This window comes from Klebsiella pasteurii (assembly GCF_018139045.1).
Taxonomy (GTDB): Bacteria; Pseudomonadota; Gammaproteobacteria; order Enterobacterales; family Enterobacteriaceae; genus Klebsiella; species Klebsiella grimontii.
Window position 1 is genome coordinate 3,666,161 of record NZ_CP073236.1, and the last position, 18,814, is coordinate 3,684,974.

At 56.7% G+C, this 18,814-nt stretch carries 15 protein-coding genes and 1 tRNA gene; 6 read left to right on the plus strand and 10 right to left on the minus strand.

Going from position 1 to position 18,814, the window contains the following annotated elements:
* Positions 1-3 precede the first annotated feature (3 nt).
* From KCG39_RS17245 to KCG39_RS17260, 4 genes are all read left to right on the plus strand, one after another.
* A complete protein-coding gene (locus tag KCG39_RS17245) occupies positions 4-1,410 on the plus strand; it encodes a YlbE family protein (protein WP_142468087.1) in 1,407 nt (468 codons plus the stop codon).
* Positions 1,397-2,350, plus strand: a complete 954-nt coding sequence (locus KCG39_RS17250; RefSeq protein ID WP_142445854.1) for a carbamate kinase — start codon at positions 1,397-1,399, stop codon at positions 2,348-2,350. Before KCG39_RS17245 ends, KCG39_RS17250 begins: the two co-directional genes overlap by 14 nt.
* A gap of 65 nt (positions 2,351-2,415) precedes the next feature.
* Complete coding sequence (locus KCG39_RS17255) at positions 2,416-2,811, plus strand: allophanate hydrolase-related protein (protein WP_004126376.1); 396 nt, start codon at positions 2,416-2,418, stop codon at positions 2,809-2,811.
* A 16-nt stretch (positions 2,812-2,827) separates the two neighbouring features.
* Positions 2,828-4,426 carry a hypothetical protein gene (locus KCG39_RS17260; RefSeq protein WP_004126379.1) on the plus strand — a complete coding sequence of 533 codons (1,599 nt, stop codon included), beginning with the start codon at positions 2,828-2,830 and terminating at the stop codon, positions 4,424-4,426.
* A 134-nt stretch (positions 4,427-4,560) separates the two neighbouring features.
* Here KCG39_RS17260 and dppF read toward each other — a convergent pair whose 3' ends face one another.
* The 9 genes from dppF to KCG39_RS17305 all read right to left on the minus strand — a co-directional run bounded on the left by dppF (position 4,561) and on the right by KCG39_RS17305 (position 15,342).
* Positions 4,561-5,574: a dipeptide ABC transporter ATP-binding subunit DppF gene (dppF, locus tag KCG39_RS17265; protein ID WP_004126382.1), complete on the minus strand. Its 1,014-nt coding sequence runs from the start codon at positions 5,572-5,574 to the stop codon at positions 4,561-4,563.
* On the minus strand, positions 5,571-6,554 hold the full coding sequence (gene dppD / locus KCG39_RS17270) for a dipeptide ABC transporter ATP-binding protein (RefSeq protein WP_004126385.1): 984 nt from the start codon (positions 6,552-6,554) through the stop codon (positions 5,571-5,573). The genes dppF and dppD overlap by 4 nt, the downstream gene beginning before the upstream one ends.
* A 10-nt stretch (positions 6,555-6,564) precedes the next feature.
* Complete coding sequence (dppC, locus tag KCG39_RS17275) at positions 6,565-7,467, minus strand: dipeptide ABC transporter permease DppC (RefSeq protein WP_004126388.1); 903 nt, start codon at positions 7,465-7,467, stop codon at positions 6,565-6,567.
* A 9-nt stretch (positions 7,468-7,476) separates the two neighbouring features.
* A complete protein-coding gene (gene dppB, locus KCG39_RS17280) occupies positions 7,477-8,496 on the minus strand; it encodes a dipeptide ABC transporter permease DppB (protein WP_004126390.1) in 1,020 nt (339 codons plus the stop codon).
* Positions 8,497-8,603: 107 nt separating this feature from the next.
* Complete coding sequence (gene dppA / locus KCG39_RS17285) at positions 8,604-10,211, minus strand: dipeptide ABC transporter periplasmic-binding protein DppA (RefSeq protein ID WP_004126393.1); 1,608 nt, start codon at positions 10,209-10,211, stop codon at positions 8,604-8,606.
* A gap of 891 nt (positions 10,212-11,102) precedes the next feature.
* A tRNA-Pro gene (locus KCG39_RS17290) sits at positions 11,103-11,179 on the minus strand.
* Positions 11,180-11,268: 89 nt separating this feature from the next.
* Positions 11,269-12,957, minus strand: coding sequence for a kdo(2)-lipid A phosphoethanolamine 7''-transferase (gene eptB / locus KCG39_RS17295; protein WP_142468086.1), 1,689 nt, complete (start codon positions 12,955-12,957; stop codon positions 11,269-11,271).
* Between the two features lie 241 nt (positions 12,958-13,198).
* Positions 13,199-14,401, minus strand: coding sequence for an L-lactate MFS transporter (locus KCG39_RS17300; RefSeq protein ID WP_004126398.1), 1,203 nt, complete (start codon positions 14,399-14,401; stop codon positions 13,199-13,201).
* Between the two features lie 296 nt (positions 14,402-14,697).
* Entirely contained in the window at positions 14,698-15,342 is a 645-nt protein-coding gene (locus tag KCG39_RS17305; RefSeq protein ID WP_004126401.1) for a hypothetical protein, read from the minus strand.
* A 159-nt stretch (positions 15,343-15,501) separates the two neighbouring features.
* Here KCG39_RS17305 and tag point away from each other — a divergent pair, with 159 nt between their 5' ends.
* Complete coding sequence (gene tag / locus KCG39_RS17310; protein WP_004126404.1) at positions 15,502-16,083, plus strand: DNA-3-methyladenine glycosylase I; 582 nt, start codon at positions 15,502-15,504, stop codon at positions 16,081-16,083.
* Positions 16,061-16,507 (plus strand): N-acetyltransferase, encoded by a 447-nt coding sequence (locus tag KCG39_RS17315; RefSeq protein ID WP_004126407.1) that lies wholly within the window; start codon positions 16,061-16,063, stop codon positions 16,505-16,507. The genes tag and KCG39_RS17315 overlap by 23 nt, the downstream gene beginning before the upstream one ends.
* On the opposite strand, the gene KCG39_RS17320 is transcribed toward KCG39_RS17315, so the two are convergent.
* Positions 16,470-18,800, minus strand: coding sequence for a molybdopterin guanine dinucleotide-containing S/N-oxide reductase (locus KCG39_RS17320; protein WP_004126411.1), 2,331 nt, complete (start codon positions 18,798-18,800; stop codon positions 16,470-16,472). The genes KCG39_RS17315 and KCG39_RS17320 overlap by 38 nt on opposite strands.
* Positions 18,801-18,814: the final 14 nt, after the last annotated feature.

Genomic DNA, 18,814 nt, shown 5'->3' on the forward strand with positions numbered 1-18,814 from the left:
ACTATGACGACCTTATTTCAACAACCGCTTTCGGTTATCAATCTCGGACTGGAAAGTTTTGCTGATAATCTGCGCGAAGCCGGTGGCGAAGTGCTTCATCTGCAATGGCAACCCGTGGCGCAGGGTGATGAACAGGCGGGCTGGACGCTGGCGACCCTGCTGGCCGACGAGCGTATAAAAGCCGCTAACGAACAGGCGCTACAGCGCTATCTTGATGCCCAACCGGTACTGGTCGATGTCGCCAAAGCCAGCGAGGCAATCTCCGGCCTGAACGGCGTACGCAAAATTCTTCATGCCGGGCCACCGATCGCCTGGAGCGATATGTGCGGCCCGATGCAGGGCGCGATTGCTGGCGCGATTGTTTTTGAAGGCTGGGCCAGCAGCACGGAAGAAGCAATGCAAATGGCGGCGACGGGGCTGGTCGATCTCGAACCGTGCCATCATCACCACGCCACCGGGCCGATGGCAGGGATTATCAGTCCTTCCATGCCGGTGTGGATTGTAGAAAACCGCACTCACGGCAATCGCGCGTTTTGTAACTTCAACGAGGGACTCGGTAAAGTTCTGCGTTTCGGGGCCAATAACGAGGATGTGCTGAGCCGCCTGACCTGGATGGGGAACGTGCTGACTCCTGCATTGAAGCAGGCGCTGGCGCTCAGCGGCGAAATAGAGCTCAAACCGCTGATTGCCCAGGCGCTGCATATGGGTGATGAGTGCCATAACCGCAACGCGGCAGCGAGCGGGCTGTTCTTTAAACGCCTGGCGCCGCATCTGGCGCGTATTCAACACGGCCCGGAAGCGCTGGAGTTTATCGCCGCCAACGACCATTTCTTCCTTAATCTTTCGATGGCTGCCTGTAAATCAATGCTGGATGCCGCCTGTGATGTGCCGCACAGCTCGCTGGTTACGGTAATGGCGCGCAACGGTGTCAACTTCGGCATTCGCCTCTCTGGTACCGGTGAACGCTGGTTCCAGGCCCCGGCTAATCCCGTCGATGGCCTGTTCTTCCCTGGCTACGGTATCGACGATGCGGCGGCCGATTTAGGCGACTCGGCAATTACCGAAACCGCCGGGATCGGCGGATTTGCCATGGCAGCCTCCCCGGCCATCGTTAAATTCGTCGGCGGCACGCCAGCCGATGCCGTCCGTCATAGCCTGACGATGCAGGAAATCACGCTCGCCACCCATCCGGCGTTCACGCTGCCCGCGCTGAACTTTGCCGGTAGCGGCTGCGGTATCGATGCCCGCTACGTGGTTGATCGCAATATTCTCCCGGTCATCAACACCGGGATTGCGCATAAACGCGCGGGCGTAGGGCAGATCGGTGCCGGGATCACCACTGCGCCGCTGGCCTGCTTTACCGCCGCGCTTCGCGCGCTGGCAGAAGGAGCTGACCATGAAAAAAAATAAAGTCGCCGTCGTCGCCGTCGGCGGTAATGCATTGATCCGCAACCCCGGAGAAAATGCGCTGGAACAGCAGTACGAAGCGGTAAAAGCCACTGCTGAAAATGTGGTTGATCTGATTGCCGCAGGCTGGCGCGTGGTGGTGACGCACGGTAATGGTCCGCAGGTGGGTTTTATCCTGCGCCGTAGCGAAATCGCCAAAGACGCCGTTCCTGCGGTGCCGCTGGAGTACGCGGTCGGCGATACCCAGGGCGCAATTGGTTTTATGTTCCAGAACGCGCTGAATAACGCATTGACCTTACGCGGTCTTGATAGCGTCAGCGCCGTCGCGCTGGTGACGCAAACGTTAATAGACCCAAACGATACCGCCTTCAGCCATCCTGATAAGCCTATCGGCGACTATATGACTCTGGAAACGGCGGAGACGCTGGCGGCGGCTCAGGGCTGGGATATCGCAGAAGATTCGGGCCGCGGCTGGCGACGCGTCGTGGCATCACCGGCACCAAAAGAAGTCATCGAAACGCCGGTTATTCGCACCCTGCTTGAGCAAAATGTCTTAGTCATTGCCTGCGGAGGCGGCGGTATTCCAGTCTGGCGCGATACGTCTGGCAAGCTTATTGCCGCCCAGGCGGTCATTGATAAAGACCGCGCATCGGCGCTGCTGGCCTGCGAATTGCAGGCGGACATGCTGCTGATTCCGACCGGCGTAGAGCAAGTCGCCATCAACTTTGGCACACCGGAGCAGCGCTGGCTCGATACTTTAACGTTAGCTGAAGCGCAGGCCATGCTGCAAAGCGGTCAGTTCGGAGCCGGCAGCATGGCGCCAAAAGTCGAAGCCATGCTCACCTTCCTGCGATGTAATCCTGCGGGGGTTGGGCTGATTACCAATCCGGAAACCATCGTTCGCGCCATTGACGGTAACGGTGGAACCCGGTTTACCGGTTAAGTTTACGCCGCCATGCGCACGGCGAATGGCGGCCCTATATTCAGGTATAAATAAGGATAAATACGATGTCAGATAGCAAAATCCTGCTTGCGGTTAACGGCACGCTAATGCGCGGCCTGAAGCTAAACCCCAACATGCTTGCCGTTAATGCCGAATTCGTTCGTGAGGATAAAACGGCCCCCTGCTACCGCTGTTGGAGCATCAACGACGATCACCCCGGAATGATTCGTTCACCGGATAACGGCGCAAAAATCGCGCTGGAAATCTGGGCGGTTCCTCCTGCCGGACTGGGGAATATTCTGCAAAAAGAACCTGCCGGACTCTGTATCGGCAAAGTGTTACTGGACGACGGTAGTGAAGTGTTGGGCGTTCTGGCGGAATCCTGGCTGGTTGAAGGCCAGCCGGAGATCACTGACCTCGGCGGTTGGCGGGCATACACCGGCCACCACATGACTGAATAACTTCAGGAGAAGGATTATGGGGCAAGGAAAACTCACATTTCGTCCACCGCTATGGGTGACGGGCGATCTCAACGCTTTTTTCGGACTGTTTACCAACGTATTACTGAACGTGCTGGTCCTGTCAGGCCTCGCGCTGTACGTCGCGCAAATCCCGGCGACCACCGTTTATGGCCGCATCCTACCAGCGTTAGGTATCGCGCTGCCGCTGGGTAATCTGTTTTACGCCTGGCTTGCCTGGCGGATGGCAAAACGCGAGGGTCGCGACACGGTGACCGCCCTGCCATACGGGCCAAGCGTACCGCACATGTTCATCGTGGTGTTCGTTGTCATGCTGCCAACGCTGCTTATCCATAAAGACTGGATGCTGGCGTGGAAGCTCGGGCTTATCTGGGCAATGATTGTCGGCCTTATTGTGCTGGCAGGCGTGCTGGTTGGCCCGGCGATTCGTAAATATACGCCGCGCGCCGCAATGCTGGGGACGCTGGCGGGGATTGCGATTGCGTTTATCGCCATGCGCCCGGCGTATCAGATGTTTGATACCGCCTGGATTGGCATTGTCTGCTTCGCCATTATCCTGCTCAACTGGGTCGGTAACGTGCGGCTGCCGTTCGGTCTGCCGGGCGGGCTGGCGGTGGTTCTGGTGGGTTGCCTGCTGGGCTGGGGCGCGACCTGGCTTGGCTTTAGCGACATTATGAATCCGGCGGAAGTCAAAGAGGCCGCGGGGCGTTTCTCGCTCTATTTACCCACGCTTTCTACTGATGTCTTTAACGTCCCGATGAGCCTGGTCTGGCCACTGCTGGTGACGGCGATCCCGTTAGGGATTTTCAACTTTACCGAAATCCTCAATAACGTCGAATCCGCCGCAGTAGGAGGCGACAGCTACAACCTGCGCGCGGTACTGGCGGCTGACGGGCTGGGCGCGATTGTCGGCGCATTGTTGGGTTCGCCGTTTCCACCTGCGGTTTATATCGGCCATCCGGGCTGGAAAGCGATGGGCGGGCGCATTGGTTATTCGCTGGCAACCGGTGTTTGTATGGCCATCGTCTGCTTCCTGGGCCTCACCGCGCTGCTGCTCTCCATCATCCCACTGGTGGCAATCGTACCTATTCTGCTGTTTATCGGTCTGGTCATTGGCGCTCAGGCGTTCCAGGTGTCGCCGAAACGCCACGCTCCGGCGATCGTGTTGGCGCTGGTACCGAATATCGCCGAATGGGCGAAGAGCCAGGTCGATGGTGCGCTGGCGGCGGCCGGCGCGAATACCGTCAACCTCCCGGCTGACGTCGTTAATACGATGGCCAACAACGGTGTGCTGTATCACGGTATGGCAACCACCGGGGGCGGTGCGGTGTTGGCGGGGTTAATGATGGGGGCGATTGCCGCGTTCATTATCGACCGGCGCTTTAACTGGGCGGCGCTTTATGCCGCAGCAGCCACCGTCCTGTCGTTCTTCGGCTTTATTCACGGCCATCAGATGGCGTTTAACGCTTCACCGACGGTGACGTTTGGCTATGGCGTTGCCACGCTGTTCCTGACCTTTATGGCCTGGCGACAGGTTAAGGAAGAAGGAAAAGTCGACTGGTCGCCAATTGATAATGGCGATGAGGTGGTACATTAAGTCATAAACCGCCGCTGCCGGGATTTTCCCCGGCTTGCGGCGTAACACCTTAGCCGGGCTACGGGAACGCAGGCGTCTGTGAACCCGTAGCCCCGGTAAGCGTTAGCGCCACCGGGGAAGACAATACCTGATTATCAGCTCAGCGGTTTCTCGCCGTTTTGATCCTGGTCGACGGCAAAGCAGGCCACCAGCTGGCCGCCGTAATCCTTCAGCTGCGGCTGAAGCTGAGTGCATGGGCCAAAGCGGCGACGGCAGCGGGCGTTAAACGCGCAGCCCGGCGGCGGATTCAGCGGGCTCGGCAGCTCGCCGGTCAGCTTGATGCGCTCGCGGCGGTCATCCGGGTTCAGGCGCGGCGTTGCCGACAGCAGTGCCTGAGTGTACGGATGCTGCGGGTTGTTGAAGATTTGATCCTTCGACCCTTTTTCCACGCAGCGGCCTAAGTACATCACCATCACTTCATCTGCGATGTGCTCCACGACCGACAGATCGTGGGAGATAAAGACGTAAGAAAGCCCCAGATCCTGCTGCAGATCCATCATCAGGTTCAGCACCTGCGCGCGCACCGAAACGTCCAGCGCGGAGACCGGTTCGTCAGCGATTACAACGTCCGGGTCAAGCATCAGACCACGGGCGATGGCGATACGCTGACGCTGGCCGCCGGAGAACATATGCGGATAGCGGTCGTAGTGTTCCGTTTTCAGGCCCACTTTGGCCATCATCGCCAGCGCTTTCTCCCGGCGCTGCTCCTTACTTAAGCTGGTGTTGATCTGCAGCGGCTCTTCCAGAATTTGCCCCACCTTTTTGCGCGGGTTCAGCGAACCGTAGGGGTTCTGGAACACAATCTGGATTTTCTGCCGGCGCAGCTTTTGCGCCTGCGGATCGTGCTTAAGCAGATCCTGCCCCTGATAATAGAGCTCGCCGCCAGTGGGGATTTCAATCATCGTCAGCAGACGGCCGAGCGTCGATTTACCACAGCCGGATTCCCCCACCACCGCCAGCGTTTTACCGCGTTCAAGAGTAAACGAGACGCCGTCCAGCGCTTTGACCAGGCGTTCCGGCGCAAATAGCCCCTTCTTCACCGGATAGTATTTCTTCAGATCGGTGGCCAGCAACAGAGGCTGTTGCGTGGTGGCCTCATGCGTACTCATAGCCCTGGCCTCCCGGCATCATCAAGTGGGTAATGACATTTTGACTGACGACCGCCGTTAAGCAGGTTCAGTTCAGGTTCTTCACTGCGGCATTTGTCTGTTGCATACGGGCAGCGCGGGTTGAGCAGGCAGCCGCTCGGACGGTCGTATTTGCCCGGCACCACGCCCGGCAGCGAGGCGAGGCGCGCTTTATCCTGAGCGAACTCCGGCAGCGCGCGCAGCAGCGCCTGCGTATAGGGGTGGCGAGGCGCGCGGAAGATATCCTTCGCATCGCCGGTTTCCACTACCTGGCCGGCGTACATGACGATGATTTTGTGCGCCGCTTCGGCCACCAGCGCCAGATCGTGAGTGATCAGGATCAGCGCCATATTCTCTTTCTGCTGCAGCTCCAGCAGCAGCTCGATGATCTGCGCCTGAATGGTCACATCCAGCGCCGTCGTCGGTTCATCGGCAATCAGCAGCTTTGGCCGACAGGCAATCGCCATCGCGATCATCACACGCTGGCTCATGCCGCCGGAGAGCTGGTGCGGATAGACATCGAGACGCGAAGCCGGGTCGGGGATCCCCACCAGCGTCAGCAAGTCAATCGCCCGTTGAATACGCGTTTTCTTATTACCGCCCTGGTGGACCTTGATGGCTTCCATAATCTGGTAGCCGACGGTATAGCACGGATTCAGACTGGTCATCGGGTCCTGGAAGATCATCGCCACTTCCGCGCCCACCAGCTGGCGGCGCTCTTTTTCGGAAATGCGCTTCAGGTCGCGACCGTTAAACTCCAACTTTTCAGCCATCACCCGGCCGGGGTAGTCAATCAGCCCCATAATCGCCAGCGAACTGACCGATTTGCCCGAGCCGGACTCGCCGACAATACCGACCACTTCGCCCTGGTTTACGCTGTAGCTTACGCGGTCTACGGCGCGGAACGGCGTCCCTTCGTCGCCGAAGTGCACCGAGAGTTTATCTACATTTAATAACGCCATCTCGAACCTCTTACTGCTTCAGTTTGGGATCGAGCGCGTCACGCAGACCGTCACCCATCAGGTTAAATGCCAGCACCGTCAGCAGGATAGCGACACCCGGAAAGGTGACGACCCACCAGGCGCTCTGCGCGAACTGCAACACGTCGGAGAGCATCGTGCCCCACTCCGGTGTCGGCGGCTGCGCACCCATGCCAAGGAAGCCAAGAGCGGCCATATCGAGAATGGCGTTAGAGAAGCCCAGCGACGCCTGAACAATCAGCGGCGCAAGGCAGTTGGGAAGAATGTTGATGAACATCTGACGCATAGCCCCTGCGCCCGCCACCCGAGAAGCGGTCACGTAGTCGCGGTTGACTTCCACCAGCACCGCGGCGCGGGTCAGACGCACGTAGTGCGGCAGGGCGACAAAGGTTAGCGCCAGTGAGGCGTTGACGATGGATGGGCCAAAGATGGCCACCAGCACCAGCGCCAGCAGCAGGCTTGGCAGGGCCAGCATAATATCGACAACGCGCATAATGACCGAGTCAACCACGCCGCCAAAATAGCCAGCAATCAGGCCGAGCACCACGCCGAGGATCAGCGACAGCACCACCACCAGACAACCAACCAGCAGCGACAGGCGCGCGCCGTACATCAGGCGCGACAGGATATCGCGGCCGACGTCATCGGTGCCGAGCAGGTGGGTCACGCTGCCGCCTTCCTGCCAGAACGGCGGAGCCAGCAGCGCGTCGCGGAACTGGTCCGCCGGGTTATAGGGCGCGATGAAGTTGGCGAAGACGGCGATGATAATCATCACCGCGACGTAGGCCAGCCCCACAACGGCGCCTTTGTTGCGTTTAAAATAGTGCCAGAACTCCTGCAAAGGGGTCATTGGCACCGGTGCGGCGACAACTTTATTTTCAGTAACTTGTGACATGATGGCCCCTTACTTCTTATGCCGGATACGCGGGTTCACCACGCCGTACAACAGGTCGACCAGCAGGTTGACGAGAATAATCATCGTCGCCACCAGCAGCACCCCGCCCTGCACCACCGGATAGTCGCGGCGCTGCAGCGCATCAATCAGCCAGCGGCCAAGACCCGGCCAGGAGAAGATGGTTTCGGTCAGGATGGCCCCCGCCAGCAGCGTACCGACCTGCAGGCCGATAACCGTGACCACCGGCAGCATCGCGTTACGTAAAGCATGAACGACGATCACCCGCATCCGCGTCAGGCCTTTCGCGCGCGCGGTACGGATATAATCCTCGCCCAGCACTTCCAGCATCGACGAACGAGTCATACGCACGATCACCGCCAGGGGAATCGTCCCCAGCACCACGGCGGGCAGGATCATATGCATCACCGCATCAATAAAGTCGCCCGGCTCGCCCCAAATCGCGGTATCGATCAGCATAAATCCGGTCAGCGGCAGGGTATCGTCAAGGAAGACGGTATCGCTGATACGCCCGGAAACCGGCGTCAGGTTAAGCTGTACCGACACCAGCATGATCAGCATCATCCCCCACCAGAAGATAGGCATGGAATAGCCGGTCAGCGCGAGGCCCACGGAGGTGTGGTCGAAGATAGAGCCGCGTTTGACCGCCGCCAGCACACCCACCGGGATCCCGACGATGATGGCAAAAATCATCGCGCAGACGCCCAGCTCCATGGTGGCCTTAAAGCGCGGTACGAACTCTTCCCAGACGGGAATACGGCTTTTCAGCGAGATGCCCAAATCACCGTGCATCACGCCCCAAATATAGTTGACGTACTGCTGCCACATTGGCTTATCGAGGCCCATTTCGGCCAGCAGCTGCGCGTGACGTTCAGGGGAAATACCACGTTCGCCCGCCATAATCATCACCGGGTCGCCGGGGATCATATGAACGAAGGCAAAAGTGAGAAGGGTAATACCGATAAATGTTGGGATGACAAGTCCCAAACGTCGGAGAATGAACTGCAACATAACCCGGATTCTCTCTGGAGACGACCCGCCTGGTGACAGGACGTCTGTATTGCTCACAAATGTCAATTCCCTCCCCCCAAGGCGGGGAGAGGGGAAACACGCTGTTATTATTCGATAGAGACGTTATCGAAGTGGTGTTTACCTAATGGATCGACCACGTAGCCTTTGACTTCTTTACGCACCGGCTCATAGACGGTGGAGTGAGCGACGATCAGCGCCGGAGCCTGATCGTGCATCACGACCTGAGCCTGTTTGTACAGCTCAATGCGTTTGTTGTGGTCATCGGTGGCGCGAGCCGGCTGAATCAGATCTTCAAACGGTTTGTAGCACCAGCGGGAGTAGTTAGAACCGTCTTTTGCCGCCGCGCAGCTGAACAGGGTGGCGAAGAAGTTATCCGGATCCCCGTTGTCGCCGGTCCAGCCCATCATGACGGTCTGGTGTTCGCCCGCTTTCGCGCGCTTGAGGTATTCACCCCACTCGTAGGTCACGATCTTGGCCTGGACGCCGACTTTCGCCCAGTCAGCCTGAATCATCTCAGCCATACGGCGCGCGTTCGGGTTATACGGACGCTGTACCGGCATCGCCCACAGGTCGATGGTGAAGCCTTTTTCCAGGCCTGCTTCTTTCAGCAGCGCTTTCGCTTTCTCTGGATCGTAGGTGTAGTCTTTAATGTCGTCGTTATAGCCCCACATGGTCGGCGGGATCAGGTTCTTCGCGGCCTGGCCTGCGCCCTGGTAAACGGCTTTGATAATCGCTTCTTTGTTTACCGCGTAGGTCAGCGCCTGGCGAACTTTGACATCATCCAGCGGCTTCTTCTCGGTGTTGAAAGAGAGGTAGCCGACGTTCAGGCCCGGCTGCTCCAGCAGAGTGATGTTCTTGTCTTGTTTCATGCGCGCGATGTCTGCCGGGTTCGGGTACGGCATAATCTGGCATTCGTTTTTCTGCAGCTTAGCGTAGCGCACGGAAGCATCAGGGGTGATGGAGAAGACCAGGCGATCGATTTTCGGCTTGGTGCCCCAATAGCCCGGGAAGGCTTTATAGAGAATACGGGAGTCTTTCTGATACTGCAGCAGCTGGAACGGGCCGGTACCGATTGGGTTGAGGTCCACTTTTTCCGGCGTACCGGCTTTCAGCATGTTGTCGGCATACTCTTTTGACAGAATAGAGGCGAAGTCCATAGCGAGATCGGCAAGGAACGGCGATTCCGGACGGGTCAGCACGAACTGGACGGTATTATCGTCCACTTTCTTCACTTCGCTAATCAGGTCAGGTAACCCCATGCCTTCAAAGTATTCATAGCTGCCGCCAGACACTTTATGGTACGGGTTGTTGGTATTTTTTTGTCTGTCGAATGAGAAGACAACGTCATCGGCGTTCAGCGTGCGGGTCGGTTTAAAATCTTTGTTATCCTGCCACTTCACGTCTTTACGCAGATGGAAAGTATAGGTTTTCCCGTCTTCGCTAACTTCCCATTTTTCAGCCAGGCCCGGAATGACTTCCGTGGTGCCGGTTTTGAATTCTACCAGGCGGTTATAAATCGGCACTGAGCTGGCGTCATAGGTGGTACCAGAAGTGAAGAGCTGCGGGTTAAAGCCTTCCGGCGAACCTTCTGAACAATAAACCAGGGTCTTCGCTTGTACGCTTGCTGCGACGGTCATGGCAACCAGGCTCAGACCAAGCTTCAGCATCCCTGATTTTTTCAAGGAAATACTCATTATTCTGCTCCAAATGTGATGTTGTTTGCATATATCCGCCAGACCTTTATTTATTTTTATTCGTCATATTTCGAACTACGGATGCGTTGGCTGCGCTCGATAGCCCCAGTCACATAGTCATCTATGCTCCTGGGGATTCTCAAGCTTGCCGCCTTCCCGCAGCTCGAACTATTTAGAATATACCCGGTCCGGTCGGTGGTGCCCGAAAGCGTTGAGAGAGATGGGGATTCCTTTCACAAAAACGACTGAGTTGCAGTACGGATTCTCCATGAAATGCCCCTCATGCCCTACAATCTGTCAACAGAATGGGGAAACGTCAATACAGCCAACCAGGTTTTACATCCGGGGTGAGAATCGGCAGGCAAAGATTAAAAAAAGTGCAAAGCGCTATTTCCAGCAGAGAAATTTATGCTAGCGGCCAGTATACAGAATAAACGCCTTAATATTTTCCGGTAGCCAGTGATAAGCAATTATGGCAAATGGTAAAAATTTCTTGCGATGTGACCAATATGTGAGCGATAAATAGCGTGAACGTTAAAACGCACAGCGGAAAATGCTGAAGTTATCCATAAGCTTCGCGAAAAAAGATCGGAGTATATATAAAAAAATACAATGGAAGATGTCACAAAACAGGGAATTGGCGCCAGGAAATGAGGGTGGAGGCGTTTTTTTACACTCTTAGCAAGCAGCGTATTTTCCCGGAGGCGATGCTGCGCATCTGTCCGGGCTACCGGCCCGCAGACAACGGTGAACCCGTAGCCCCCCCGGTAAGGCGTCAGCCGCCACCGGGGAGCCGAGCGCAGAGTCGCTGAAATTCCCGGAGGCGGTGCTGGGCGCCTTTACCGGCGACAGACGCAAAAAAGCCTGCTCGTTGAGCAGGCTTTTTGAATTTGGTCGGTGATAGAGGATTCGAACCTCCGACCCCTTCGTCCCGAACGAAGTGCGCTACCAGGCTGCGCCAATCACCGAATGCGGGCGCATCTTACTGCTGCGATACACACCCGTCAATGCCTTATTATGAAAAAGTCGCTCAAGCGGCGAGAAACTCGCCACTCTGCTACTCCTTCTTCGCCACAGCGTCAGGAACGTGGCACCAGTTGTTATATTGGTTAATCCCGCCGTCCGGCGAGGTATAGCCAAGACAGCCCATAATGGTGTCATAGAGCTCTACGTGACGACGCGGTACCTTCATTGCCGCCTGCTGCTTCAGGCGCGCAAAGGAGGCTGCGTGGTCAGGCGACTCCAGATACTTATCGGACATCCACACCAGCATCGGCACGCGGAACTGCTCCGGCGGCGCCATCTTGCGCGGCGTCCCGTGCAGGTGTTCGCGCTCGTTGATGGACTCGCCGTGGTCGGCTGCATAGAAAACAATCGCCTTCTTATCCCGCAGTTGATCCAGCACGCTAACGATAAAGTGATCGACGTAAGTCACGCTGTTATCGTATGAGTTAATCAGCTCAGCCTTCGAGCATTTATTATCGACGCCAACGCACTCCGGCTTCCATTGGGCAAAGCTGCGCGGATAGCGCTGGGTATAGTTAAAGTGCGATCCTTTGGTATGCAGAATAATCAGGTGCTTACCATTGGGATTCTTCGCCAGCCCGCGCTTCATTTCATCTACCAGCAGCATGTCGTCAACGCTCTTGCCGCGGTTACTCGGCTCAGCGCCAATCTGCTCGCGATAGGCGATATTGTTCGCCATTGTGTTGCTGTAGAACCACATCTCGCTCTGCATGGCGTACAGATTGCCGGTAAAGCCGAGCTGGTGGAGGACGGCAAAGACGTTCTGTTCTTTCAGCGTCCGCTGCGGGTTATCATCCGCCCCGCCCTGACGAACGAACATACAGCGCAGCGACAGCTTAGTCGCGGTATCGCAGGAGTATCCGCGGAAAGCGACCAGGTTTTTCTCCTGCGCCAGCTTAGGCGTGGTATTGCGGTTATAGCCCAGGATGCCCATATGGTCCCAGCGGGTGGTTTCGCCGATGATAAACACCACATAAGTGTCATCCAGCCCTTGCGGCGCAACGTAGGTAAATTTTTTCGCTGGATTGATCAGAGATTTATTATCGGAAGACTCATCCACCTGCGCCCATGCGTAAAGACCCAGCGCTGAAAGCCAGTTAGACGGCAGGTAGGAATTAGCCACCACCCCGCCATAGCTTGGCAGATCGACTTCGGAACTGCGCTCGAAGTTCTTCTGGCGAACCTCCAGCAGACGAATTGGCCCCCAAACCATCAGGCCAGCCAGCAGCACGATGGTAATATTCTTCATCCGCTGGCCGGGCGTACGAATTTGACGCAGCAGCGTGAAGCGGCAGCGGTTGCTCCAGATAAGCACCAGCGGCAGCGCGCTCATCAGCACCAGCCAGAGAATCAGGTGCCAGCCGATAACTTCTCTGGACAAGTCGATGTCAGTAGTCATCACCGAGGCAATAATCCCGTAGCCGATCACCACGTTCAGGAAGGTCATGTAATAGCTGGCGGCGGCGGAGAATAGTACAACGATGGTCGCAAGGATGCGCCAGACCCGGCGGCCAAACAGCGACAAAATACGCAGCAGAAAGAAGGTGACCAGAAAGGTCCCAATCAGCTCAACTGCACCGGAGAGTCCTTTCCAGATGGTAAACTCCTGAGCGTACCCTTCGAAGCGGCGGAAGAATACGGCAGCGTTCATAAACCAGCCGATGTACAGCGCCAGCCAGATACTGAGCTTCAGCTGCGTCATCGTTTTAATGTATTTCATGCAAAAAACCTGGAAAACGAAGAGATAAAACCGCCCGACTTAAGCGATATAAGTAAGCAGGTTAATAAAGTGCGTTTAGCTTGGTTATAAGAAACCTCTACAAAGCGCGATAAGTAGACCACAGCGGAAGGAAAAAGTATCAGGAGGGAATGTGATCCAACCAAACATTTACAAAACATTTGGTTGGATTGGCACTATTAGCTTAGGTAATTAACCATCGGGGCCGTAATAACGCCCGGTTTCAGGCATGAGCCTGGTGGTAAATTTCACTTTTCGGCTGGCGAATCGTTGTCGAAAGCGCCAGGGAAAGAATCAGCAGCGCAAAAATGACGCAGAAGGTCACGTAGAAACCGCCGAACAGGGAAGCAATCAGCGAACCGCAGATGCTGCCGATACCGAAACCGAGATAAATCACACCGTAGTTTTTCGCCAGGTTATTGAGGCCAAAGAACTCGCTGACCAGCGACGGGAAGACGGTAATCGTGCCGCCGAAGTTAAAGGCCACGCAGGCGATGGCGGCGAAGAAAGTCGTGGCGTTCAGCGGAGCGAACAGCAGCGCCGCCATACCGATAAGCGAAACGACCTGTCCGATGGTAATCACCCGGATGCGCGACATTTTATCCGACAGAATGCCCAGAACCAGACGGCCGCTCAGGTTAGCGATGGAAATCACCGTCACCGCGTTGGCTGCCGTCGCCACATCGAGATGCACCATTCCCTGGGCAATATCTTTCGCTACGCCAATCACGTACAGGCCGCTCATGCAGGCGGTCAGGAACATCACCGCCAGCATCCAGTACTGAGGTTTACGCATCGATTCGGCGAGTGTGAAGTCGTTTTCGACCACGCCATTGTTCGCGGAGACGGTGTGGTTCGGCGCGTCTGTCATCAGCGTCGCGCCGAAAACGATCATCACCAGCACGATAGCGCCCCAGATGATAAAGGTTTTTTCCAGACCGACCGTCGCCAGCAGATGGGAATCAATAAACTTGAAACCCAGGCTGCCAAGCCCGTAAGAACCGATAGAGAAAGCAGAAATCAACCCCTTACGTTCCGGGAACCATTTGACGCAGTTCGACAGCGTCAGCAGATAGCCGGCGCCGTCGGCAAGCCCGACCAGAAGGCCCGCGCTCAGCCACAGCATCATCAGGCTGTTTGAATGCGCGGTCAGGAAGAATCCGAGGCCCAGCAAGACGCCGGACGCCATGGTGACGCGTTTGACGCCGAAACGTTCCTGTAATTTGCCCGCCACGGATGAGGAGAGCGCCAGGCCAAGGCTTAACAGGCCGAATGAGAACGCCACCTGGCTGACCGGTTCGTCCAGCTTGGTGGAAAGCGAACTATTGAACAAACTCCATGTATAAACCGATCCCAGCGCAAATTGCGTAATGATAGTGCCAAGCAGCGTAAGCCAGCGGGTGTATTGACGGTTTGCAGCGTTCATAGCAGTTGTCCTGGATAATTAACTGCCGCCACCATAACGAAGTCCCCTTTAAGCCTGGGGAAAAAAGGCATGAACTGCCGTCACCGCGGAATGAAATGCACTAAAGGCGGAATGAATGACAGTGAAAAACATTCACGCCTTAAATATTCATTGAAAAGTTAGTACCTGCTACCGCCAGAAGATGCATCATTACTGTAATTATGAAGTAAATTAAACGTATCAAATATGCTACATAATTAGCCTAAATAATTAGAATTGCAGCCAACGCATCTCCAGCTTGAAGCATGACGAATAAATTAAAAATTGGCGCTCACGCCCATTAAATAGAGATAGTTTGCCCCGTTGGGCAAGTTGTCCGCCTGCGACAACGCCGCCCAGGCGGCAAGATGAGAGTTGAGCGACATATCGGCGCCAAAGGTCACGTCCCGCCAGGCACCGTCCTGCGTGCGATTCTGTCCGCCGGCATCAGCCGTGAATCCCTGGTTATAGCTCACCTGGGCCCACGGATGTACGCCCCATAGCTTCTGATAATCTACCCGCCAGCCCAGCGTATTCACGTAGCCGGTTCCGGCCGTATTGCGGGTCAGCGGCGGCGACGTCAGATCGGAATGTAAACTGGCGACCGGGCCGGACGTCATACCCTCGGTCAGAGAGAAATTCCAGCCGACGCTCATACCGCGTGCGCTATCCACTGGAGAGACCGCCTGATTAAACGCCAGTCCGGAAGGATCGTCGGACGCATTTATCCGCTCCGCGAGAATATCTTCATAGCGCGGTTGGTGATCGCTGTCCCATGTATAGCGTTCCGCAGTATTACTTTTTGTATCGATAGCGATATATTCCTGTTGCCAGGCATTCGCACCGGCAACACACGACGCCCAGACGGATACATACGCCGGGACCAGGAATACCCGGAGGCCATTGCATTTCTTTATTATCATTAATGCGACTCCAAAAAGAGCCGAAACGGCAAGGTTGCTGTGTTTTTTTATGGGGTATCCTATCCCTGTTTTGGGGATAATAACCCTGTATTAACTATTATCTTTATCTTACAGCCGTCAAGTTGCCCGGCTGATTTTTATGACAAAAGGGAGAGACAGATGCAACGTTGCGGATGGGTCAGTCAGGATCCTTTATACATTGAGTACCACGATAACGAGTGGGGCGTTGCTGAAAAAAATCCCCGCAAGCTGTTTGAGATGATTTGTCTCGAGGGCCAGCAGGCCGGGCTATCGTGGATCACCGTACTGAAAAAGCGTGAAAACTACCGCAGCGCCTTTCATCAGTTTGACCCGGTTCGCGTCGCGGCGATGGGCGAAGAAGATGTTGAACGTCTGGTGCTCGATGCCGGTATTATTCGCCATCGCGGGAAAATTCAGGCCATCATCGGCAACGCCCGGGCCTTTCTGGCGATGGAGGAAAATGGCGAGCCTTTCGCAGATTTCGTCTGGTCATTCGTCGATAATCATCCCCAGGTGACTACCGCCGCCGCGCTGGCGGAGATCCCGACAACCACTCCGGCTTCTGATGCGCTGTCAAAAGCGCTGAAAAAACGGGGCTTTAAGTTTGTCGGCTCAACGATCTGCTACTCCTTTATGCAGGCCTGCGGTCTGGTCAATGACCACGTTACCGGCTGTTTCTGTCGCTCAGGAGGCCAGGATGATTCGCAATTGGGACGCTAACGAAACCGGCCCGCTGCTTGAGCTATGGCTGGAGAGTACGATCCACGCCCACCCATTTATCGCCGAAAGCTACTGGCATGACAGTCTGGCGATAGTGCGCGACGTTTACCTGCCCTCCGCCCAAACCTGGGTATGGGAGCAGGAAGGCGTGCTGAAGGGTTTTATCAGCGTGATGGAGTCACGCTTCATCGGCGCGCTGTTCGTCGCACCGGATGCAGCCAGACAGGGTATCGGCAGCGCGCTGATTGGCGAAGTCAAAAAACACTACGGTTGGCTAACCCTTGAGGTATACCAGAAAAACGTTCAGGCGGTGAATTTCTACCATGCGCAAGGCTTCCGTATTGAAGACTGCGCATGGCAGGATGAAACCCAGCATCCGACCTGGATTATGCATTGGTCGGCGGATCAAATGCCGTCAGCGTAAGCTCGGGCCCGATATATTTTTCCAGCCACGCCAGCGCCGTATTTCCGGCGCAGCCGTTGCCCAGCCGCGATGTCGGAATATCTTTGGTCAGCACGTTCACCGCACCGTTTTTGCAGATCCCCGCCTGAGGGTCGAGATCGGGCCATGCTCCTTCATGCAAGCAGATAACCCCAGGACGAATACCGTCAGTCACTACCGCGCCGGCCAGCACCTGGCCGCGTGAATTCCATACCCGCACCAGATCGCCATCGGCGATATTACGCGCCTGCGCATCGCGCGGATGAATGGTTAATGGTTCACGGCCCGCCACCGCGTAGCGTTCGCGTAGCGACGTATGGTTGAGCTGGCTGTGGAGGCGGTGCGCCGGATGCGCTGACAGCACCTGAAGCTGACCTTCCTGCGCATTGCCATGCCACTCGTCCGGTTCCAGCCACATCGGATGCGGCGGGCAATCCGGATAGGCATACCCGGCGATGGTCGGTGAGTGAATCTCAATTTTACCGCTAGCGGTTTTCAGCGGGTTCGCCTGCGGATCGGCCCTGAAGGCGGCAAAACGGGCGAAGCGCGCGTTTTCGGGGCTCTCCGGCATTTCAATCAGCTGATTATCCTGCCAGAACTGGGCGAACGGCGGCAGCGTAACCTGATGCTGCGCCCCGCGCTGGGCGGCAATCTGGTAAAACGTCTCCAGCCACTGCAGATCGTTTTTACCCTCGGTGAAGCGCTCCCGCCCGCCCGCTTCCCAGCGCTCGCTGAGGTCGGCGAAGACCTCGAAATCATCGCGCGCTTCATCGCGCGGCGCGACCACCCGCTTCATCGGCACCAGATGCTGGTTGCTGTAATCCCCGGTCATGGTCATATCATTGCGTTCAAACGAGGTTGTCGCGGGCAGGACGATATCGGCATGGCGCGCCGCCGCGGTCCAGAAGCATTCTGAAATCACGATAAGCTCCGGTTTTTGCCAGGCGCGGATCAGCCGGTTGGTGTCCTGATGGTGGGTAAAGTTGGCGCCGCCCGCCCACCAGATAAAGCGAATATCCGGGAAGCTACGATCCATCCCGTTATGTTGATAAGCGGCGCCGGGGTTCTCCAGCGCTTCAACGATGCGCGCGACCGGAATTTTCGCTACCGCGTCGGTACCGCCCGCCACGCTACCCTGCATTGAGGCCAGCACTGCCGCACGCCGCGTAGGGTTGCCGCCGTTAGCAAAGTGATAGGAAAGGCCAAAACCCCCGCCTTCAGTGCCGATCTGGCCGAGCATGGCCGCAAGGGTCACCAGCATCCAGTGTTTTTGTTCGCCAAACTGCTGGCGCTGCATGCCCCAGCCGGACATCAGCATGGTAGTGTTTTCGTGGAAAAGTTTTGCCAGTTCGCGAATTTTATCCGCGCTAACGCCGCAGATCGCCGCCGCCCATTCCGCCGTTTTTGCCGTTCCGTCGCTCTCGCCGGCCAGATAGCGGGCGAAAACGTCATAGCCGCTGGTGCAACGGGCCAAAAATTGGTCATCCTGCCAGCCGTTTTCCACCAGCGTATGGGCGATACCAAGCATCAGGGCGACGTCGGTGCCCATATGCGGGGCGATCCACTCCGCCGCATCTCCAAAGAATTCCGCCGTTTCCGATCGCATCGGATCGATGCAGATCACCCGCTTCCCGCTCTGGCGCAGACGGTCGAACCACGGGATACCCTGTTCGTCGGAAGCGTTCCAGGCGATTTTTAACGTATTTAAGGGGTTAGCGCTCCACAGCACCACCACATCGCTATGTTCCAGCACCATTGGCCAGCTGGTCTGCTGCTGATAAACCTCATTGTTGCCAACCACGTACGGCATGATCGCCTGGGCCGCGCCGGTGGAATAATCGCCCAGATGCCCGGTATAGCCGCCCGCCAGGCTCATATAGCGCTGGAGCAGCGTCGCCGCTTTGTGCAGCACGCCGTTTGAGCGCCAGCCGTAGGAACCCGCAAAAATCGACGCCGGGCCGTAGCTTTCGCGAATTCGGCGATGCTGGGCGTGAATCAGATCCAGCGCCCGATCCCAGCTTACCCGCACAAACTCATCCTGCCCGCGCACGCCCTGCGGGCTTTCAGGCGAGGCGAGAAATCCCTTACGTACCATCGGGTACCGTACGCGGGTTTTGCTATGCACCTGATCGCGTACGGCGCTTTGCAGCGAGTTGGCGAAAGGGGTATCAAGCGCCCCTCGCGATGAGATGACGTTCTCGCCATCGGTTTCGACCAGCATTGGCCCCCAGTGGGCTGCGGTGAGGATAGTTTTGGTGGCGGATGAGGTTGGCAATGCGGGCTCCTGGT